General features: G+C 42.2%; 20 protein-coding genes. 17 read left to right on the top strand and 3 right to left on the bottom strand.

Annotated features, from left to right (window positions below):
* Window positions 1-4: 4 nt before the first annotated feature.
* On the top strand, window positions 5-688 hold the full coding sequence (cmk, locus tag B6N13_RS04000) for a (d)CMP kinase (RefSeq protein WP_169458566.1): 684 nt from the start codon (window positions 5-7) through the stop codon (window positions 686-688).
* Between the two features lie 181 nt (window positions 689-869).
* Complete coding sequence (rpsA, locus tag B6N13_RS03995) at window positions 870-2,552, top strand: 30S ribosomal protein S1 (RefSeq protein WP_012070543.1); 1,683 nt, start codon at window positions 870-872, stop codon at window positions 2,550-2,552.
* A 134-nt stretch (window positions 2,553-2,686) separates the two neighbouring features.
* Here rpsA and B6N13_RS03990 read toward each other — a convergent pair whose 3' ends face one another.
* Both B6N13_RS03990 and tsaA read right to left on the bottom strand, forming a co-directional pair.
* Complete coding sequence (locus tag B6N13_RS03990; RefSeq protein ID WP_169458565.1) at window positions 2,687-2,935, bottom strand: hypothetical protein; 249 nt, start codon at window positions 2,933-2,935, stop codon at window positions 2,687-2,689.
* Between the two features lie 11 nt (window positions 2,936-2,946).
* On the bottom strand, window positions 2,947-3,666 hold the full coding sequence (gene tsaA / locus B6N13_RS03985) for a tRNA (N6-threonylcarbamoyladenosine(37)-N6)-methyltransferase TrmO (protein WP_012070541.1): 720 nt from the start codon (window positions 3,664-3,666) through the stop codon (window positions 2,947-2,949).
* Window positions 3,667-3,798: 132 nt separating this feature from the next.
* On the opposite strand from tsaA, the gene B6N13_RS03980 reads away from it, so the two are divergent.
* The 15 genes from B6N13_RS03980 (at window position 3,799) to B6N13_RS03910 (ending at window position 18,943) form a co-directional block, all read left to right on the top strand.
* Window positions 3,799-5,058 carry a glutamate-5-semialdehyde dehydrogenase gene (locus tag B6N13_RS03980; protein WP_169458564.1) on the top strand — a complete coding sequence of 420 codons (1,260 nt, stop codon included), beginning with the start codon at window positions 3,799-3,801 and terminating at the stop codon, window positions 5,056-5,058.
* On the top strand, window positions 5,048-5,713 hold the full coding sequence (gene nadD / locus B6N13_RS03975) for a nicotinate-nucleotide adenylyltransferase (protein WP_012070539.1): 666 nt from the start codon (window positions 5,048-5,050) through the stop codon (window positions 5,711-5,713). Before B6N13_RS03980 ends, nadD begins: the two co-directional genes overlap by 11 nt.
* 14 nt (window positions 5,714-5,727) lie before the next feature.
* Complete coding sequence (rsfS, locus tag B6N13_RS03970; RefSeq protein ID WP_012070538.1) at window positions 5,728-6,081, top strand: ribosome silencing factor; 354 nt, start codon at window positions 5,728-5,730, stop codon at window positions 6,079-6,081.
* An 11-nt stretch (window positions 6,082-6,092) separates the two neighbouring features.
* Window positions 6,093-6,560 carry a 23S rRNA (pseudouridine(1915)-N(3))-methyltransferase RlmH gene (rlmH, locus tag B6N13_RS03965; protein WP_012070537.1) on the top strand — a complete coding sequence of 156 codons (468 nt, stop codon included), beginning with the start codon at window positions 6,093-6,095 and terminating at the stop codon, window positions 6,558-6,560.
* A gap of 9 nt (window positions 6,561-6,569) precedes the next feature.
* Entirely contained in the window at window positions 6,570-8,450 is a 1,881-nt protein-coding gene (gene mrdA / locus B6N13_RS03960; RefSeq protein WP_012070536.1) for a penicillin-binding protein 2, read from the top strand.
* Complete coding sequence (gene rodA, locus B6N13_RS03955) at window positions 8,443-9,564, top strand: rod shape-determining protein RodA (RefSeq protein WP_012070535.1); 1,122 nt, start codon at window positions 8,443-8,445, stop codon at window positions 9,562-9,564. Before mrdA ends, rodA begins: the two co-directional genes overlap by 8 nt.
* A complete protein-coding gene (gene mltB, locus B6N13_RS03950) occupies window positions 9,564-10,619 on the top strand; it encodes a lytic murein transglycosylase B (RefSeq protein WP_012070534.1) in 1,056 nt (351 codons plus the stop codon). Before rodA ends, mltB begins: the two co-directional genes overlap by 1 nt.
* Window positions 10,606-11,541, top strand: a complete 936-nt coding sequence (locus tag B6N13_RS03945; RefSeq protein ID WP_169458563.1) for a septal ring lytic transglycosylase RlpA family protein — start codon at window positions 10,606-10,608, stop codon at window positions 11,539-11,541. The genes mltB and B6N13_RS03945 overlap by 14 nt, the downstream gene beginning before the upstream one ends.
* A gap of 74 nt (window positions 11,542-11,615) precedes the next feature.
* A complete protein-coding gene (locus B6N13_RS03940; RefSeq protein ID WP_169458562.1) occupies window positions 11,616-12,764 on the top strand; it encodes a D-alanyl-D-alanine carboxypeptidase family protein in 1,149 nt (382 codons plus the stop codon).
* A 29-nt stretch (window positions 12,765-12,793) separates the two neighbouring features.
* Window positions 12,794-13,099 (top strand): DUF493 domain-containing protein, encoded by a 306-nt coding sequence (locus B6N13_RS03935; protein ID WP_169458561.1) that lies wholly within the window; start codon window positions 12,794-12,796, stop codon window positions 13,097-13,099.
* A complete protein-coding gene (gene lipB, locus B6N13_RS03930; RefSeq protein WP_012070530.1) occupies window positions 13,100-13,744 on the top strand; it encodes a lipoyl(octanoyl) transferase LipB in 645 nt (214 codons plus the stop codon).
* A 1-nt stretch (window position 13,745) separates the two neighbouring features.
* Complete coding sequence (lipA, locus tag B6N13_RS03925; RefSeq protein WP_012070529.1) at window positions 13,746-14,705, top strand: lipoyl synthase; 960 nt, start codon at window positions 13,746-13,748, stop codon at window positions 14,703-14,705.
* Window positions 14,706-14,860: 155 nt separating this feature from the next.
* The gene (speA, locus tag B6N13_RS03920) at window positions 14,861-16,765 is read left to right on the top strand and encodes a biosynthetic arginine decarboxylase (protein WP_012070528.1); all 1,905 of its coding nucleotides are present in this window, start codon (window positions 14,861-14,863) and stop codon (window positions 16,763-16,765) included.
* Between the two features lie 47 nt (window positions 16,766-16,812).
* A complete protein-coding gene (gene aguB, locus B6N13_RS03915) occupies window positions 16,813-17,691 on the top strand; it encodes an N-carbamoylputrescine amidase (RefSeq protein ID WP_169458560.1) in 879 nt (292 codons plus the stop codon).
* Window positions 17,692-18,055: 364 nt separating this feature from the next.
* Complete coding sequence (locus tag B6N13_RS03910; protein WP_012070526.1) at window positions 18,056-18,943, top strand: GNAT family N-acetyltransferase; 888 nt, start codon at window positions 18,056-18,058, stop codon at window positions 18,941-18,943.
* A 6-nt stretch (window positions 18,944-18,949) separates the two neighbouring features.
* Here the strand turns inward: B6N13_RS03910 and B6N13_RS03905 are convergent, their stop codons facing one another.
* On the bottom strand, window positions 18,950-19,678 hold the full coding sequence (locus tag B6N13_RS03905) for a hypothetical protein (protein ID WP_211172765.1): 729 nt from the start codon (window positions 19,676-19,678) through the stop codon (window positions 18,950-18,952).
* Between the last annotated feature and the right edge of the window lie 139 nt (window positions 19,679-19,817).

Raw genomic sequence — 19,817 nt, 5'->3', positions numbered from 1 at the left:
AGTTATGATCAACCAAGGCCCAGTTATTACGATTGATGGTCCAAGTGGTGCAGGTAAAGGCACTGTAAGTCAATTAATCGCAGAAAAGCTGGGATGGCACATACTTGATAGTGGTGCTTTATATCGACTGCTGGCACTTGCTGTATCGCATCACGGTATGTCCTCTGATGATGTTGAGACTTTGAAAGTCTTGGCTGAGCATTTGGATATACAGTTTCAGCAGTCAGAAGAGGGTAAAGTTGAAATTATTCTAGAAGGCGAGATCGTTACCCAAGCCATTCGAACTGAAGAGGTTGGTAATTGCGCGTCTAAGTTGGCGGCTATTCCAGAAGTTCGAGAAGGTTTGTTGTTACGTCAGCGTGCTTTTTCGCAATCGCCCGGTTTAGTGGCGGACGGGCGTGATATGGGGACGGTGGTTTTTCCTTCTGCGCAGATTAAAATATTTCTGACGGCATCGGCAGAAGAACGTGCTCAGCGTCGCTTGCAGCAATTGCAGCAAAAAGGGGAAGCTGTTAATCTAGGCGAATTAGTTAAAAAGATTAAAGAGCGGGATGAGCGTGATGCAAATAGAGCGATTGCTCCACTTGTGCCTGCAGCAGGTGCTTTAGTAATAGATAGTACGAATTTGACCATAGAACAGGTTGTCGAGATGATTTTTGCTGAAACGGCAAAAGCGGGTCTTGTATAATCTGTTCTTTTTCGCGTCTACTATTTTTTATCTATAATGTGCTAGAATAGATCAAATGTTATTCAAGTCGATGAAAGTGCCAGCAAGCTTTCATCGCATCATCCAAAAAAATTGACCCACATTTGCTGGCAATGTGGATATGGCCTAGTTCTTTATATAGGCCGACTATATAGGAAATACAATGACTCAAAGCTTCGCAGAACTGTTTGAAGAAAGCCTATTAACCGTCGAAATGGCGCCAGGCTCAATTGTTACTGGTATTGTTGTTGATATCGACAGCGAGTGGGTAACTGTTCATGCAGGTCTTAAATCTGAAGGCGTAATTCCTCGTTCTCAGTTCCTAACGGATAGTGGTGAGTTCAACTTAAACATCGGTGACGAAGTTAAAGTTGCTCTTGACGCTGTTGAAGATGGCTTCGGTGAGACTAAATTGTCTCGTGAAAAAGCTAAACGTGCAGAAACTTGGTCTGTGCTTGAAAAAGCTTACGAAGAAAACGCCATTGTTCACGGTGTTATCAATGGTAAAGTCAAAGGTGGCTTCACAGTTGATATCGCTAACATCCGTGCCTTCTTGCCTGGCTCTTTGGTAGATGTTCGCCCAATCCGCGACACATCTCACTTGGAAGGTGTGGATCTAGAGTTCAAACTTATCAAGCTTGATCAAAAACGTAACAACGTTGTTGTTTCTCGTCGTGCCGTTATGGAAGCGACTAACAGCGCTGAACGTGAAACATTGCTTGCTTCTCTTGAAGAGGGTCAAGAAGTTAAAGGTATCGTTAAGAACCTTACTGACTACGGTGCTTTCGTTGATCTTGGTGGTGTTGATGGTCTTCTACACATCACTGACATGGCTTGGAAACGCATCAAACACCCAAGCGAAATCATTGCTGTTGGCGATGAAATCGATGTTAAAGTACTTAAGTTTGACCGCGAGCGTAACCGTGTGTCTCTAGGTCTTAAGCAGTTGGGTGAAGATCCATGGGTTGCTATCAAAGCACGTTACCCAGAAAACACTAAAGTAACTGCTAAAGTTACTAACTTGACTGATTACGGCTGCTTCGCTGAACTTGAAGAAGGCGTAGAAGGTCTAGTTCACGTTTCTGAAATGGATTGGACTAACAAAAACATTCACCCATCTAAAGTTGTTCAGATCGGTGATGAAGTTGAAGTTATGGTTCTTGATATTGATGAAGAGCGTCGTCGTATTTCTTTGGGTATCAAGCAGTGCACAATGAACCCATGGGAAGAGTTCGCAACTTCTTTCAATAAAGGCGACAAAATCTCTGGCGCTATCAAGTCTATTACTGACTTTGGTGTGTTCATTGGTCTTGACGGTGGTATCGATGGTCTTGTTCACCTATCTGACCTATCTTGGGACGAAACTGGTGAAGAAGCAGTACGTCAATACAAGAAAGGCGATATGTTAGAGACTGTTGTATTGTCTATCGACGCTGAGCGTGAGCGTATTTCTCTAGGTGTTAAACAACTAGAAGAAGATCCGTTCCTAGCATTCGTTGCTGAAAATGACAAAGGCACTATCGTTAACGGTACTGTTTCTGAAGTTGATGCAAAAGGTGCGGTAGTTGTTCTTGCTGAAGGCGTTGAAGCTACTTTGAAAGTATCTGAAATCAGCCGTGAACGTATTGAAGATGCAACAACTGCATTGAAAGAAGGCGACAAAGTAGAAGCTGCGATCATCAATGTTGATCGTAAAGCTCGTACTATCACTCTTTCTATCAAGCAGAAAGATGCTACTGAAGAGAAAGCTGCGTTGAAATCTCATTCTGAGAAGCAACAAGCTGAAACTAATGGTCCAACCACTATTGGTGATTTGATCAAAGCACAACTAGAAAACCAAAACTAAGTTTTGATCTCTTGGTTGTTGTAAAAAAGCGGACTTAGGTCCGCTTTTTTTTACTTATTTTTTTGAATTTATTGACAAGGAAACTATACACAGAACATGTGGATAACCATGGGTATAGACTCGGTGTATGTTTTTTAGCGTAGCGAGCTGAGAAGCTTTTCTGTATCTTCTTCGCTCCAGTTATCTTTCTCAAGCAGCTCTTTTAACGTGTTGTTTTGTTGCGCGTTATGTAGGTTTTTTTGGAATTTAGCGTAATGAAAGTCTTTTATTAGGCGTTCATCGTGTTCTGAGCGATAAAGTGCCCGCTTTTGAGTGTTTTCTGTTCTCTCTTGGTTGAGCGAGTCGATTTTTTTATAAGTGTTTAAGAACTGCTTTTTATTCATCTCCTGCTCTCTTATTCGTCTTCTATACGAAGTATTTCAAAGTGATCGTTTCTTGCACACCATTTTATATTGATATCCCAGAGCTTGATGCCGTGCTCTCTATCAATTTGCTCTGATAAGTAAGAGGGCCTAGGATCCTGTTCCACGATTTGTTTAATTAAAGTCGTTATTTCTCTTTTATGCAAATTTTGATAGTTTTCGCATTGTGTTCTTGCGAGTTCTGAAAATATCACGGGTTTAATTTGCATTTGTGCTGGTGTCGGAGCAAAGCCGCCTTTTGCGTCGACAATGCTGTCGGCATAAGGTAGGTAGGGTTTTATGTCGAGAACGGGTGTGCCATCTAGTAAATCTGCACCATGCAAATCAATAAAGGTTTTTTTGTCTTCTTGGTAGATGCGTCCAATCTTCACAACAGATAAGCCTATGGGGTTGGGTCTATGTGTGGCTCGAGTGGCGAATACACCCATTTTGGTCTTGCCGCCAAGTCGTGGCGGGCGTATTTTGGCTTTCCAATTTTCGGTTATACAGGCGTGAAAAACGAACTGGATCCAGATATGAGAGAATCCATCTAGCCCTTCTAGTATGTCTAACCTGCTATAAGGAGGAATTAGTTCTAGACGCGCTGTTGCTTCTGTTACCAGTCCTGGCTGTCTTGGTATGCCAAATTTTTCTTTGTAGCAAGAATGCACTATGCCAATGGTTGAAAGAGTAAAAGAGTTGATAGGTGGCAATGGAAGATCCTTTCGTGAAAATCTGCACTAAATGAATAAAAATATTGTGATAGTATACTGTCTAGATGAGTTAGATCGCGACTTATTTGACGATCTGCTGTTTGTTATTTTTACCTATATTAGAGATTAAAAATGTCTTTAGAATCTTATATGAATCAAATTGGTCAGCAAGCTAGGGCGGCATCTCGTCTACTTGCTAAAGCATCCACAAAGCAAAAAAATATGGCTCTGTTTGCTATGGCAGAGGCTTTGGAAAATGCTCGACCTCGATTGGTAGAAGAGAATGCTAAGGACATGGAAAATGGTCGTGCTAAAGGCTTGGATTCAGCTTTGTTAGATCGTTTGTTGCTAGACGATAAGCGAATTGATGGAATGATCGAGGGTTTGAAGCAGGTTGCTTCTTTACCTGACCCAATTGGTGAAATTTCAGATATGGTGTATTTACCGTCTGGTATCCAACGTGGCCAGATGCGTGTCCCTTTGGGGGTTATTGGTATCATTTATGAGTCACGCCCAAATGTGACTATTGATGCAGCAAGTTTATGTTTGAAGTCTGGTAACGCAACTATCCTGCGTGGTGGTTCTGAAGCATTCTATTCAAACCAAGCCATTGCTGAGGCGGTAACTGCGGGTGTTGTGGCTGCGGGATTACCAGAACATGCGGTGCAGGTTCTTAATACGACAGATAGAGAGGCGGTTGGAAAGTTAATTTCTATGCCTGAATTTGTCGATGTCATTGTTCCTCGCGGTGGGAAAGGCTTGATAGAGCGTATTAGTAAGGATGCTCGAGTTCCTGTTATTAAACACTTGGATGGCAATTGTCATGTTTATATTGATGACGAAGCAGACTTAGATAAAGCGTTTGTTATTGCGATGAATGCCAAGACCCGTCGCTATGGTGTTTGCAATGCTATGGAATCTTTATTGGTTCATGCCTCCGTAGCTGGGGATATTTTGCCGAAGTTGGTGTTCGCCTTACAAGAAAAATGCGTGTCTTTAGTGGGTTGTGATCAGGCACGTAGTGTTAGTGGTGAAATTGGTGCGGCAACCGAGGAAGATTGGTATACCGAATATTTAGCGCCTAAGTTATCTATTAAGATCGTTGCTAATATGGATGAGGCTATTGCTCACATTAATAAGTATGGATCTCATCATACGGATGCAATTGTTTCACAGAATTACACCAAGGCTCGTGCATTTATGACGGAAGTAGACTCTTCTTCCGTAATGGTAAATGCGTCGACTTCTTTTGCTGACGGCTTTGAGTACGGTTTTGGTGCTGAAATTGGTATTTCCACCGATAAAATTCATGCTCGTGGCCCTGTTGGCTTGTTAGGTTTGACCAGTCAGAAGTATGTTGTGCTTGGAGATGGGCATACTCGTGACAATTAGAGATAACCATGGTGTGAAGGTTTCAGGGCTGGCTATTATGGGAGGAACATTTGATCCCATTCATAATGGCCACTTGAGAACCGCGGTCGAAATTTTGGATCGTTTTCACTATTCTGCTTTAAAGTTAATTCCTTGTTTTCAGCCTGTGCATAAAGGGCGTCCAAGTGTTTTGCCTCAACAGCGTTTTGAAATGGCCGAGCTTGCCATCTCTAGTGATGATCGACTGTGTGTGGATTCTCGAGAAATGGATAGAGAGGGCCCAAGCTATAGTATTGATACTTTGCGAGATCTTCGGTCAGAAGTTGGCCCTGATGAATCGCTCATTATGGTGTTGGGTATGGACAGCTTCTTATCTCTTCCTACTTGGTATAAGTGGCAGGAAATAATGGATTATGCGCATTTGTTGGTGGTGTCTCGTCCTGGTTGGGAACCTGATTTGATCTCTGAATTGAGTGGTTTTTGCGAAAACTATCGTGCCGCATCGCCGCATGAGTTACAATGCGCGCCCTCAGGGCGTGTCTGGTTCGAGACTCTTACTCCTTTGGGGATATCTTCTAGCATGATTAGAGAGCTTGCTCGTAAAAAAGAGTCAATTGCTTATTTATTGCCAGAGCCAGTCCAAAAATATATAGAACAACATCAATTATATCGATAGGGTAACGTAATTATATGAGTCAGCTTAACCTCACAGCAGATCAAATTTTAGCTTTTGCTGTTGAAGCATTGGAAGATGTGAAAGGCGATAAGATCACAGTGTTAAATGTTGCAAATCATACAGACATGATGGATTACATGGTGATTTGTACCGGTACTTCAAAGCGCCATGTTAATGCTTTGGGTCAAAATGTATTTGAGCATTTAAAAGGGAAAGGTCTTCAGCCATTAGGTTCTGAAGGTCGTGGCATGGGTAGCGATTGGGTGTTGGTTGACTTGCATGATGTTGTTGTTCATGTGATGACAGAAGAAGCTCGAGCATTTTATGATCTTGAGAAACTGTGGGATATTAAGCCAGAACAAATGTAAGGCTCTTTTAAATGCGTGTTCGTTTGATTGCTGTTGGCAATAAAATGCCAAAGTGGGTGACTGAGGGGTACGATGAGTATGCTAAACGTTTACCGAAAGATTTTGCGTTAGAGCTTGTTGAAATACCTATGTCGCCTCGTGGAAAAAACACCGATATACCAAAGGCAATTCGTAAGGAAGGGGATAGTATGCTTGAGGCTATACCTTCTGGAGACAAAGTGATTGCCATGGAAGTGCTTGGTAAAGAGTGGTCTACTGATCAATTGGCCGACCAGACAGAACAGTGGCGAATGGATGGTTATAATGTGAGCTTGTTAGTGGGTGGGCCGGATGGCCTTGATCCAAGATGTACCGCTCGTGCTGATCAGACTTGGTCTCTATCGCGTTTGACATTGCCGCATCCTATGGTGAGAGTTATTTTGGCTGAGCAAATATATCGTGCTTGGACACTCATGAATAATCATCCGTATCATAGATAAGGTGATGTTGTGACTCGTCGCCATCAGAACTTCCGCAATTATCGTCAAGAGCAACGACTGACACAGCAGCGTGTTTTAGCCGCCGCTGTTTTTGTTTTGTTAATGGCTGTCGTGCTAATGGCTCGGTTGTTTTATCTTCAAGTGATAGAACATGAATTGTACCAAACTAAGGCGAATGATAACCGAGTGATGTTGGTCACAGAGCCACCGCCAAGAGGTTTGATATATGACCGCAACGGATTGGTGTTAGCTGATAATCGTCCTATACACAGTTTAACTGTGATACCTGAACGGGTTGAAAGTTTTCCTAAGTTAAAGCAAATGCTTTCTGGCATTATCGATATTAGTGATAGTGAATGGGAAGATTTTGATAGTAGGAGAAAAGAATACCGCCGCCCTTATCAATCCCTTACTTTAAAATCTCAATTGACGGATGAAGAGTGGGCAAAGGTTTCTGTTGATTTATATAAACTCGATGGTGTTCAGGTCGAGGCCCAATTAACCCGTTATTACCCATACGGCGAAGCGTTTGCACATGCTATTGGTTATGTTGGTCGAATTACTTCTAAAGATTTAGAAACAGTTGATAAGTTAGCTTATCAGGGCGCTTTGTTTATAGGTAAAACTGGAGTAGAGGGTTTTTACGAAAAAACACTCTTTGGTGAGGCAGGTCTTAGTAAGGTTGAGGTAAATGCACGTGGTCGGATTATGTCCGAGCTAGAGCGGCAGAATCCAACTCCCGGTAAAGATCTTCACCTATATTTAGATGCTAGGCTTCAGCAATATGCTTATGATCTTTTGGGGGACTACACGGGCTCAGTTGTAGCCATAGATCCAACGACTGGCGGAATCCTCGCTTTGGTTTCTAAGCCTGGGTACGACCCAAACCTCTTCGTGCGTGGTATTTCAGTTGATGATTATGCCGCTCTACGCCAATCAAAAAAACTCCCGCTTTTTAACCGTGCTTTACGCGGTGGGTATCCTCCAGCCTCCACAATTAAGCCTTTCATGGGGCTTGCGGGGCTTGAGTATGGATTTTCGTCATGGACCGAGCGTTACTTTGCCAAAGGTTACTATCAAATAAATCCAGATGGACGTCGTTATCGAGACTGGAAGCGAACAGGGCATGGTTGGATTGATTTAGAGCGCTCTATTATTGAATCGGTTGATACGTATTATTATCAATTGGCAAACAAAATGGGCATTACTCCTATTCATAATTTTTTGACGCGCTTTGGGTTTGGTCAGACAACATTGTTGGATTTGAGTGGTGAGAGCCACGGATTATTGCCTTCTAACGAGTGGAAAAAAGCCAAATATAAAGAGCCTTGGTATCCAGGGGATTCGGTGAACGTTGGTATAGGACAAGGCTTTATGGTGGCGACACCATTGCAAATTGCTTCTGCGACCTCTGCGTTAGCCAGTAAAGGACATTACTTCTATCCTCGCATGACTCGGTTAGTGGGGGATCAACCAGCTGAGTTTCCAGATGGGCTTGGTGATGAACATGACATTGTATTAAAGGATCAGCGTAACTGGGGGCGTATGATTGATGCGATGCGTAAGGTTGTAACCGATCCGCATGGTACAGCTAGGCGTTTGCAGGGAACGGATTACGAAATTGCCGGAAAAACAGGTACGGGTCAGGTATTTAGTTTGCAAGAAGACCAGGAATACGATGCAGATAGTCTTGAAAAACGTTTACATGACCATGCATTGTTTATCGGTTTTGCTCCGGCTCGTAATCCTAAAATTTCGGTGTTTGCTATTTTTGAAAATGGCGGCAGTAGTTCCAAGCCGGCAGATTTAACAAAAGCACTATTTGATGCTTATCTGCACGATGATTATCCAGCGCGTTACGATTATTTAAAAGGTGATAAAAATGACTGATAGCTTTTATCGCAGGGCGCTGTCTTTTACTAATGCTCGCTTATGGCAGCTGGTTCACGTTGACGTTTTGCTGATGGGATCTTTGTTGCTGCTTATTAGTGGAGGGCTTTTTATTCTGTATTCAGCCTCCGGACAAGATGTAGCAATGGTAGAGCGGCAAGTGTTTCGATTGGTAATAGGTTTGCTTATTTGTGTCGCGTTGGCTCAGTTGCCCCCTAAATATATGCGGCGAGCTTCACCGACACTATTTATTTTTATTACAGTGCTTTTGATTGGTGTGTTGCTGTTTGGTGTTGGGGCAAAAGGAGCACAACGTTGGTTGGCTTTGCCGGGAGGGTTGCGGTTTCAACCTTCAGAAATTATGAAAATAGTCATGCCCATGATGATAGCCTGGTACTTTTCTGACAGGCAACTTCCTCCAAACTTTAAACAAATACTGGCAGTTCTTGGTCTTATCGTCTTGCCTGTGTTGATGATAGCTAAGCAACCAGACTTAGGGACGGCTTTATTGGTTGCTGTGTCTGGTATTTTTGTGCTTTTTCTGGCTGGGCTTGGTTGGCGCTATATATTGGGTGCGGCGGCATTAGCGCCTATAGCTGGTTATACGTTGTGGCAGTTTATGCATGATTATCAGCGTCAGCGAGTATTGACTTTTTTGAACCCCGAGAGTGATCCGCTAGGTTCTGGTTGGAATATTATTCAATCTAAAACTGCAATTGGTTCTGGTGGGCTTTATGGTAAAGGTTTTTTAGAAGGGACGCAGGCTCAGTTAGATTTTCTGCCAGAAAGTCATACGGATTTTATTATCGCGGTGCTAGCTGAAGAGTTCGGGATGTTGGGCTGTGGTGTATTAGTTTTAGCTTATTTGCTTGTTATTGCTCGAGGTTTGTATATTGCTGCCAATGCGGAAGACAACTATGCGCGGTTGTTAGCAGGTAGTTTAACGCTTACCTTTTTTGTGTACATGTTTGTAAATATTGGGATGGTGTCAGGCATTCTGCCTGTGGTTGGGGTACCCTTACCACTCGTCAGTTATGGTGGTACTTCAATCATTACTATCATGGCGACATTTGGGATTTTAATGTCAATACAAACACATAAAAGAGCAAGATAATGATTAAGCAAGCTACATTGTTGTTTCTAGCGCTTGGTCTAACTGCGTGTAGTAGTATGGATCATTCTACATTACCCTCGGATACAGGAGTCAGCGAGTCACTTCTTGAGGATATGCCCAAAGAATGGGCAGATTCTTATGCTGGAAATCCAGAGGTTCAAGTATTTATTAATCAGCTGGTTAAAGAGCATGCTTATGATAAAAAGCGCCTCGAATTAGCTTTTTCTCATATTAAAGTACGCCCAAACGTTATTGCGAAATCAGATAATCAACCTGAAGTGATAACTCCCTATTACGAATATAAAACACGCTTTGTTAATGAAGATAGAGCGAGGCTTGGTCGTGAGTTTTCTAAACGAAATGCTTATTGGCTGCGTAAGGCAGAACGTGAATTTGGTGTAGAGCCAAACGTCATCGTAGCTCTTATAGGGGTTGAAACTTATTATGGGCGCATTACAGGGTCAAAAGATGTTTTTACCTCGCTTACTACTCTCGCCTTTGATTATCCTCGAAGAAAAGAATACTTCCAAAGTGAACTAAAAGCCTATTTGTTGCTTGCACGTCAAGAAGGATGGAACATTGGCGAAACAAAAGGGTCATACAGTGGAGCGATGGGGATGGTGCAGTTTATGCCCAGTAACTATCAAAAACTGGCAATAGATTATGACAAAAATGGGCATATTGATTTGTGGGGATCAGAAGCTGACGCGATTGGGAGTGTTGCCAATTATCTTAAGCATCATGGCTGGCAGTCTCGACAACCTTGGTTTGTAATGGCTTATGTCGCAGAACCTGATTCAGTGACAGATTTAATTAATCGTGGCAGAGCACCTAGTGCTGAAATGACTGAGTGGTCGGCGTTAAATGTGCTTCCAACTCAGCCTTTTATTCCTCAAAAGACGGGATTGATTGGTTTGCGTACTGGGCCGGAAGAGGTGTCTTATTGGCTTGCATATGAGAATTTTTTTACGATTATGGATTACAATCCTAGTAGGCGATATGCCATGTCTGTATTGGAACTCGCTGAGAGTATAGGGACCTATGAAAGTAATTAACATACTATTTGTTGCTGGCATTAGTTTGCTGGTATTGAATGGATGTATGAGTACGCGTCATGTATTAGGTAAGGATGACGCAGATTATGAAAAAGCGTCAGGTGGAGGGCGTTATTCCATCTTACAGGATCATGCTCCAACTGGTGATATTAAGGTGGATCATCTTCCTAATTTAGTTCCAAAATGGGAGCCTAAAAGCCGTGGAGGAAACAAAAGTCCATATGAGGTTTGGGGTAAAAAATATTGGGTAATGGACTCAGCTCAAGGTTATGTGGCAGAGGGCACTGCCTCTTGGTATGGTAAGAAGTTTCATGGGCATAAGACCTCAAATGGGGAAACATATGATATGTATAGTTTCTCTGCAGCCCATAAATCTCTGCCCCTACCGACTTATTTGAAAGTGACGAACCTTGATAATCAGCGTTCAGTAATTGTTCGGGTGAATGATAGAGGGCCATTTCATGGGGATAGACTTATTGATCTTTCCTATGCCGCGGCGGCTCGACTTGATTACCATAAGAAAGGCTTAGCTCGAGTTAGAATAGAGGCTATTACACCTGCCCAAGGGCAATCTTACAGCCCGCCAAAAGTCGCTGAAGTTGCCCCGGTTACTCCGCCGAAAGCCTTGCCAGATAAGGCTTCGTCGGCATCTTCTGGTAATAGTGTAACCCCTTCACCTGTGTTGGTTTTTTCTCATCTCCAAATGGGGGCGTTTAGTTCGGAAGAGTCTGCTGACAAGCTTAAACAGCGCCTTTTTGAGGCATTTGATACGAGTGTGAAAGTGGTTATTAATAAGCAGGACGATGGTCTATACAAGGTTTTAGTTGGGCCTTTTGCTGATCCCAATGAGTTAACTCAATGGCAGCAAAAATTACAACAGGAAGGTTTTGGAACCCCGGTGAGAGTTGCTTTAGTGCCTTAAAGGCGTTTTGTGCGGGCTAGAGATTCTTATAGGGCATTTGTTAACATTTTTTTAAGAAGACGATATTTTTGAGTATGAAAAAACTCCTAGCTACTTTATCCCTTGTATTTTGCTTCGTGAGCGGCTCAGTTTTTGCTGCTCCTTCATTAATCCCAACGCCACCACAATTGTCAGCGAGTAGTTACATTCTTATGGATGCATATACTGGCGACATCTTGGTTGAACATAATGCTGATCAGGCTTTGCCTCCAGCAAGTCTAACAAAATTAATGACGGCTTATATTATTGAGTATGAGCTAGCACGTGGAAATTTATCACTGGATGATAAAGTAAACATAAGCGAAAAAGCATGGAGAATGGAAGGTTCTCGTATGTTCATTCGTGAGGGTACGCAAGTTAAATTAGAAGATTTAATGCGCGGTATCATTATTCAATCAGGTAATGACGCTAGTGTGGCCGCTGCGGAATATGTTGCTGGAAGTGAGTCTGCTTTTGCTGATTTGATGAACCAACATGCTCAACTTCTTGGTATGACCAACTCGCACTTTGTTAATGCAACGGGGTTTCCTGCAGAAGATCATTATTCTAGTGCTCATGATATTGCTAAATTATCGCGTGCTACTATATTGCAGTATCCTGAAAATTATAAAATGTATGCGGAAAAAGAGTTCACATACAATAATATTCGTCAGCCAAATCGTAACAAGCTATTGTGGCGCGATAAAACGGTTGATGGTCTGAAAACAGGGCATACAGAAGCCGCTGGATTCTGTTTGGCCGCTTCAGCCGTGCGTAACGGAACACGCTTGATCACTGTTGTTATGGGGACAAAATCAGACGCAGCTAGGGCGATGGAATCTCAGAAGTTGTTGGATTATGGCTTCAGATATTATGAAACTCGTAAGCTATATAGCCGTGGTCAAGTGGTGAACAATGCCCGTGTATGGGGTGGTAGCCAAGACAACGTGAAAGTAGGCTTTGCAGAAGATGTGCTTGTTACTATGCCGCGTCAGCAAGGTGAGTCTATTCCAGCAACACTTGATATGCATAAAGAAATTATGGCACCAATTGCTGTAGGTGATGTATTGGGTAAAATTGTTGTTGGCTCTGAAGGTAATGTTTTACTAGAGCGCTCAGTTGTTGCGTTAGAAGCAGTAGAAGAAGGTGGTTTCTTCAAGCGAATGTTTGATAAAATTAAACTCTTTTTTATGAACTTGTTTTAAGCCCTAATGGCGAGTGGTAGATTAAATCAATGGCACTAATTACGAAAAATGGTGATCAGGCTGAAAAAGCAGTTGATGCACCTAAAATAGAATTCCCTTGTGAAAACTACGTTATAAAGGTGGTTTCACTTGATGTTGATGGTATTCATACTGAGATAACTGAACGATTGCTTATTCATGCTCCGGAGATGAATACTACTGCTGAGAATACTAATCGTTCGAGTAAGGGACGTTTTATTAGCTTTAGTTTTCGTATAGTGGCTCAAAGTGAAGACCAACTATCGGCTTTGCATAGCGACTTGATGTCAATTGAAGCCGTTAAGATGGTCATGTAAATGGAACTTGATTTAATTTGCCGTGATTTAGGTGTTGTTGATTATGCTGAAACATGGGAAAGGATGAAGCAATTTACTCAAATTCGTTCAAAAGACGATGCTGATGAGATTTGGCTGTTAGAGCATCCTTCCTTGTTTACACAAGGTCAAGCCGGTAAAGAAGAGCATCTTTTGGCTCCGGGTGATATTCCTGTTATTCAGGTCGACCGTGGTGGTCAGGTCACGTATCATGGGCCGGGTCAACTGGTTGCCTATGTCATGGTTGATTTAAAACGTCTTGGGATAGGCGTTCGTGATTTGGTTAGTGTGTTAGAGAACTCTGTGGTGCGCGCTTTGGCGCTGAACGCTATAGAGGCCTACCCAAAGCCAGACGCACCAGGCGTTTATGTGGATGAACAAAAAATTGCGTCACTAGGATTACGTGTACGCAGAGGTTGTTCATTTCATGGACTTGCCTTAAATGTTGATATGGATCTCACCCCATTTAATCGTATTAACCCATGTGGCTATCAAGGCTTACAAATGGTTGATATGAAGCGTCTAAATAAAGGCGTTATTTTATCGAATGTAAAGGCTCAGCTAGCGAATCAGCTGGCTGAGCAACTCGGATACAATTATCCGGCTATCCAACAAGGGTGGAAATAGAATGACAACAGAACGCAAACGCGTTGTCCAAGGGGAAAAATTACGCGGAGCCGATAAAATGGCGCGTATTCCCATTAAGATTGTTCCTACTGAAGAAATTCCACGTAAGCCTGATTGGCTTCGTGTCCGTATGCCAGCGTCACCAGAGATAGCTCGTATCAAAGCAACTTTGCGTGAGCATAAATTAGCTTCCGTTTGTGAAGAGGCGAATTGTCCAAATTTAGGTGAGTGTTTCAGTAATGGCACCGCTACCTTCATGATTATGGGGGAAATTTGTACTCGCCGCTGTCCTTTTTGTGATGTGGCTCACGGTCGTCCAAATCCATTAAGCGCTGATGAACCAAAAGAATTGGCGGCGGCTATTCGTGACATGAAACTCAAGTATGTGGTGATCACCTCTGTAGATCGTGATGATCTTCGTGATGGTGGTGCACAACATTTTGTGGATTGTATTAGAGAAACACGTGCAGAAAGCCCGAATATTGAGATTGAAACATTGGTGCCAGATTTCCGTGGTCGCATGGAAGTCGCCATTGATACACTTTCAATTGCTCCACCTGATGTTTTCAACCACAACTTAGAATCTATTCCACGTTTGTACCGTCAGGTAAGACCGGGGTCAGATTATCAGTGGTCATTAGATCTTTTGAAAAACTTTAAAGATCGTTGTCCTGATGTACCAACTAAATCTGGTTTGATGGTTGGTATGGGCGAGACATTCGAAGAGATTGTTGAAGTACTAAAAGACTTACGAGCTCATAACGTTGATATGTTGACCATTGGTCAATACTTACAGCCATCTAAGCATCATTTTCCAATGGCGCGTTTTGTACCGCCTGAAGAATTTGCACGTTATGAACAAGTTGCAAAAGAGTTAGGCTTTAAGCATGCTGCGTGTGGACCTTTGGTTCGCTCGTCTTACCACGCGGATAAGCAAGCTCATGGCGAACACGTTTCTTAATTTGTTCGTTCGTTAGAATAAAGCGGAGTTAAGATATTTCTTAGCCCCGCTTTTTTTATTTGAATTAAATATAAAAGATATGTCAGTGTTTTACTATGACGTTCCTTGATGGGAAACGGCGCGAGTTTACCGCTATTTAGACTTTTGGAGATGATATGAAGCCTTGGTCAATTAAAGATTCTATGGAACTCTACAATGTAAGCCATTGGAGTAGTGGTTTTTTTTCAATCAATAATAAAGGGCGTGTTATTGCGCTACCGGATAGAGAAAATAGCATTGACTTAACTGAGCTATCTGTTGCATTGAAGCAACAAGGGATTCCTTATCCTTGTCTGGTGCGTTTTCCAAATATTCTTCATTCAAGAATTGAAAAAATTACTAACTCATTTCAGCAAGCGATTGATTATTACGATTATCAGGCGAAGTATGCCATTGTTTATCCAATTAAGGTCAATCAGCAGCGCCGTGTTGTAGAGGAAATTGCGGCATGTCAGCCAGATAATGCTGCGACTGTTGGCTTAGAGGCTGGGAGTAAGCCAGAGCTTATGGCTGTTTTGGCGATGCATAAAAATGCTGATGGCATCATAGTTTGTAATGGTTATAAAGATCGTGAATTTATCCACCTAGCCCTAATGGCCGAAAAAATGGGTCATCAGGTGTTTATTGTTGTTGAGAAGATGCATGAACTTGATTGGATTCTAGAAGAAGCCGACAAAATTGGGGTTCAGCCGCGTATTGGTATTCGTATTCGATTGGCCTCTACTTGTACGACGCATTGGGGTAATAGTGGTGGTGAAAAATCTAAGTTCGGTTTGACTACATCTCAATTGCTAAGAGCTATTGATCGTTTGCGTGAATTGGATCTGTTGCATTGTCTTGAGCTAATTCACTTCCACTTAGGCTCGCAAATTACGCGTATTCGCGATATTCAAAACAGCCTTAAAGAGTGTGCTCGTTATTACGCTGAACTTCATCAGATGGGGGTCAAAGTTAAATGGGTTGATGTTGGCGGTGGTTTGGGAGTCGATTACGAAGGTACACGTTGCCAAAATGATTTTTCTGCGAACTATAGTATCGGAGAATATGCCAATAATGTGGTTTTTGCTTTCCATAATGTGTGCGAACAATACGAGCTTCCACACCCTCATTTGATTTCTGAGTCAGGTCGAGCTGTGACAGCTCATCATGCCATGATGATTGCCGACGTTTTCTCCCATGGCGCTGAGCTTTTACCGATTGAAGAACCGGCTGAAGACAGTGAGCTAGAACTACAACGACTTTGGGCATCTTATCAAAGTTTAAAAGGCGAGAATGAAGAAGAAAGTCGATCCTTGGTCGAGATTTATCATGATTTGCTGGATGACTTTAATGACAGCTTGACCTTATACAATCATGGTCAGCTTAACCTGTCGCAAAGAGCACAAGCAGAGAACCTTTTCTTATCTGCGTGTCGCAACTTGTTGCCTCGTTTGGACAATCGAAATCGAGGGCATCGTGCGGTAATTGATGAACTAAACGAACGTTTAGCAGAGAAGTTATTTGTTAACTTGTCAGTGTTTCAGTCTATGCCAGATGCTTGGGGGATTGACCAATTGTTCCCAGTATTGCCTTTGCAAGGTTTGGATCAAGCGCCTTCTTTCAGAGGTAAAATTCAAGATGTTACTTGTGATTCGGATGGTTGCTTGTACAGCTATGTGGATGGTCAAGGTATTGAATCTTCTTTGCCACTGCCGCCACCGCCACCAAAAGGTGAGGACTATTTAATGGGCTTTTTCTTAGTTGGGGCTTATCAAGAAACGCTAGGGGATTTGCATAATTTATTTGGTGATACTTGTTCGGTTGACGTTTATTTAACAGACGATGGTTTTAGAATTGATCATGTATTGAAAGGTGATAGTGTTCAGGATGTACTTAAGTCTGTTAGCTATAATGAGCAAGAGCTGATTAAGAGCTATCAGGACAAAGTGGCAGCAAGTCCATTAAGTCAAGAAGAACAAGTATCACTATTGGCGACTTATAAAAAAGTGCTAGAAGGCACAACATATTTGACTCAAGTATAAAATGAGTTTTTGTACTTGTAGCGCAACATATTTTGGAGGTAGTAAGTATGAGTAATGTAAAAGTGGCCTGCGTTCAAATGGCGATCAGTACAGACTTTCAAGCGAATTTAGATAATGCCGTTGCACAAGTAAGAGAAGCAGCTGCAAATCAGGCAAATATTATTCTTCTGCAAGAACTGTTTATGGGGCCATATTTTTGCATTGATCAAAAGCCTGCGTATTTTGATTGGGCTCAGCCGGTAAATGATTGTTTGGCTATTCAGACAATGAGTGCGCTTGCTAAAGAGTTAGGTGTGGTTTTACCAATTAGCTTTTTTGAACGCGATGGTAACGTTTTCTATAACTCATTGGTGATGATTGATGCCAATGGTGAAGTAATGGATTTGTACCGCAAGACGCATATTCCAGATGGTCCTGGTTATCAAGAAAAATACTATTTCACACCAGGTAATACTGGCGTGAAGGTTTGGGATACGCAGTTTGGTCGAATTGGCTGTGGTATTTGTTGGGATCAATGGTTTCCAGAGTTAGCGCGTGAGCTAGCTCTGAAAGGTGCGGAGTTAATTTTTTATCCAACTGCAATAGGCTCAGAGCCTCCTTACCCTGAATGGGACTCAAAGGATCATTGGCAAAGAACCATGCAAGGGCATTCTGCGGCGAATATGGTGCCTGTTATAGCGGCAAACCGAGTAGGGCGTGAAGAAGGTGAGAATAGCTTTATTCAGTTTTATGGCTCTTCATTTATGACAGATGAAATGGGAGCAATGAAGTGTGTTGCGGGTCGTGATGAAAGTACTATTTTGTATTCTGAATACGATTTAGAGGCTATTCGTAAGGCTCGTCGCTCCTTTGGTTTGTTCCGTGATCGTCGCCCAGATCAATATCAAGCTATTACCTCTGGCGGTGGCGTTACTTGGGATAAATAGATGAAAGCAAAAAAGTGCCCGCATAAAGCGGGCACAAAGCTTTCCTTATCCTTATTGGTATAAAGGGGGAATATCAATAAGGTAGATCTACTTACACTTGGTTTTTAGAAGCCTAAAGCTATTGTATAAAATAGTGCAAGGCCTGTGTCTTTAGATGCACTCTGACGGCAATATAAAGCGAATTACATGCTTTGAATTACAAGGTTTAACAAGAAGCGCACCCTCGTCAGCATAGATCTGTCCAAAACCTAGATGTTAACTATAGCTTGAGATTTTAACTATGGCCTGGGATTTCAAATAGATGCAGATATAATTTTGTCTCTATGCCTAGCTAAAAGATCCATCCATTTATTTTAGAGAATCGATGAACGTATTTAGTTCCCCAAGTGAATTGCCTTATTTTGCGATTATGCTGTCTAGTAAGCTGATGTTGAATGACTTGACTTACCGAATCATGGCAGAAAAAATGCTCGAACTGGCCCAAGGTCAGCCCGGATACCTTGGTGCTGAATATGGCTCGGGGGAAATGGATCTGCTGATGACTTATTGGCAAACAAAGGAGGCTGCAGAAGGATGGTTGGCCCACGATATGCAGCGTAGAACCTTGTCTATTGGTGAAAATTTTTGGTATGAAGAATATTCGTTAAAATTGTTCGAAGTGATGAAGGACATGTCATTTAAGTACTCTAATCAAGGTTTACATGCATCACGTTTTCCTCGGATTGTTACCGAGAGAGGTGTATTGAAAATATTAGACGAAGCTCAAGCTCCGCTCTTGCACGATTATATTAATCAAGAAAAGGCGTTTCTTGCCCCATGGGAACCATATAGAACTGATGGCTACTATTCACTTGAAACCTGCCAGTTACGAGTTCGAGAAATGCGTCGTGACTTTTTAGAAGATAAAGGTATTGTTTTCTGCTTTCTGTCACCTAATGAAGACAGAATGCTCGCTTACACCAATTATTCGAATATTATACGTGGTGTTTTTCAGGCCTGTAATCTTGGTTACAGTTTGCGAGAAAGTGAGCAAGGCAAAGGCATCATGCAAGAAGCCTTGAGCGCAGGAATAGAATACATCCATAAAGAGCAGCATATTGATCGAATTCAAGCGAGCTATATGCCAAGAAATGCTCGCAGTGCAGCCGTTTTGAAAAAGCTAGGTTTTGATAAAGAAGGTGTCGCAAGGGATTATTTGAAAATCAATGGACAATGGGAAGATCATATTCTCACAGCATTAGTACTGCGCTAAATATTACTAAAGTGTTTTGCCTTCTGGTTTTGTGAGAAGTAGAATCCGCCCCTTGGTGTTTTGAGTTGTCATAACTGACAGCACTGTAAGACTTTCTGTGCTTGGATTTAAAATCGCTCTCGGTTCTTTATGAGCGATTATTTTGCCATAACTGGGACAGGCTTTAGGTACTTTCCTCTCGTCTGAAATGAACGCGATACCAGTCAGCGGAAGAAGGTATTGGGTGGCTGTTTTTTGATAATAAAGTGTCTCCTTAAATTGAGGTGGATAAAGTTCTAGCGCAATCTGACCCGCCTCTCCATGCCATAGTGGCCATGTCTTAATGTGACTTCTTCCAGATATTGATTCCACTGTGCCAGAAGAGACTTTTTTAAACGAGTTGTTTAATTTTGCTGGACCTGTGTTCTTTAGTCGTATTAAGCACAGTTCTACCGTTGGTGTTAGTAAAGTGATGCTGTTAATTGACTGTGCAGTTAACCAAATTCCTTGATGCTGTTTTAAGGCTGTTTCTTGTTCACTTTTTTGTTGGGTGCATTGCTGTAAGTATAATTCCCCTTTAATGATAAAGAGGAAAGTATCTGTCTGGTGATGATAGAAGCGGCTAGGGATGTCTGTCTGAAACAGGTATTCATGTGCAATAAAAAGGTCATCTTGTTGATGGATGATAAAGTGTTTGCTTGACTCCCCAAGGCTGTAGTTCATCGGGTCGAGTGTGTTTTGGTCAGTTATGTTCACCATCAAGTACCTTTTTAATTATCGAATGTATTGAAACACGAGAATAGCGACCTTTCCATGATAATCTTACGGTGAGTGTTGCAGTGAGTTGGGATGTTTCTTTATAGTTGAGCCCATATTAGTTTATGAAATCCGCATG

The organism is Marinomonas sp. UCMA 3892 (genome assembly GCF_012726345.1).
In the GTDB taxonomy this organism is placed as follows: Bacteria; Pseudomonadota; Gammaproteobacteria; order Pseudomonadales; family Marinomonadaceae; genus Marinomonas.
This window is presented reverse-complemented; position numbering and strand designations above follow the sequence as displayed.

What these genes read in the sequence shown, in the direction of transcription:
- cmk (WP_169458566.1), top strand. Translation starts at nt 5, where the DNA reads ATGATCAACCAAGGCCCAGTTATTACGATTGATGGTCCAAGTGGTGCA.
- rpsA (WP_012070543.1), top strand. Translation starts at nt 870, where the DNA reads ATGACTCAAAGCTTCGCAGAACTGTTTGAAGAAAGCCTATTAACCGTC.
- B6N13_RS03990 (WP_169458565.1), bottom strand. Translation starts at nt 2,935, where the DNA reads ATGAATAAAAAGCAGTTCTTAAACACTTATAAAAAAATCGACTCGCTC.
- B6N13_RS03980 (WP_169458564.1), top strand. Translation starts at nt 3,799, where the DNA reads ATGTCTTTAGAATCTTATATGAATCAAATTGGTCAGCAAGCTAGGGCG.
- rsfS (WP_012070538.1), top strand. Translation starts at nt 5,728, where the DNA reads ATGAGTCAGCTTAACCTCACAGCAGATCAAATTTTAGCTTTTGCTGTT.
- rlmH (WP_012070537.1), top strand. Translation starts at nt 6,093, where the DNA reads ATGCGTGTTCGTTTGATTGCTGTTGGCAATAAAATGCCAAAGTGGGTG.
- rodA (WP_012070535.1), top strand. Translation starts at nt 8,443, where the DNA reads ATGACTGATAGCTTTTATCGCAGGGCGCTGTCTTTTACTAATGCTCGC.
- mltB (WP_012070534.1), top strand. Translation starts at nt 9,564, where the DNA reads ATGATTAAGCAAGCTACATTGTTGTTTCTAGCGCTTGGTCTAACTGCG.
- B6N13_RS03945 (WP_169458563.1), top strand. Translation starts at nt 10,606, where the DNA reads ATGAAAGTAATTAACATACTATTTGTTGCTGGCATTAGTTTGCTGGTA.
- B6N13_RS03940 (WP_169458562.1), top strand. Translation starts at nt 11,616, where the DNA reads ATGAAAAAACTCCTAGCTACTTTATCCCTTGTATTTTGCTTCGTGAGC.
- B6N13_RS03935 (WP_169458561.1), top strand. Translation starts at nt 12,794, where the DNA reads ATGGCACTAATTACGAAAAATGGTGATCAGGCTGAAAAAGCAGTTGAT.
- lipB (WP_012070530.1), top strand. Translation starts at nt 13,100, where the DNA reads ATGGAACTTGATTTAATTTGCCGTGATTTAGGTGTTGTTGATTATGCT.
- lipA (WP_012070529.1), top strand. Translation starts at nt 13,746, where the DNA reads ATGACAACAGAACGCAAACGCGTTGTCCAAGGGGAAAAATTACGCGGA.
- speA (WP_012070528.1), top strand. Translation starts at nt 14,861, where the DNA reads ATGAAGCCTTGGTCAATTAAAGATTCTATGGAACTCTACAATGTAAGC.
- aguB (WP_169458560.1), top strand. Translation starts at nt 16,813, where the DNA reads ATGAGTAATGTAAAAGTGGCCTGCGTTCAAATGGCGATCAGTACAGAC.
- B6N13_RS03910 (WP_012070526.1), top strand. Translation starts at nt 18,056, where the DNA reads ATGAACGTATTTAGTTCCCCAAGTGAATTGCCTTATTTTGCGATTATG.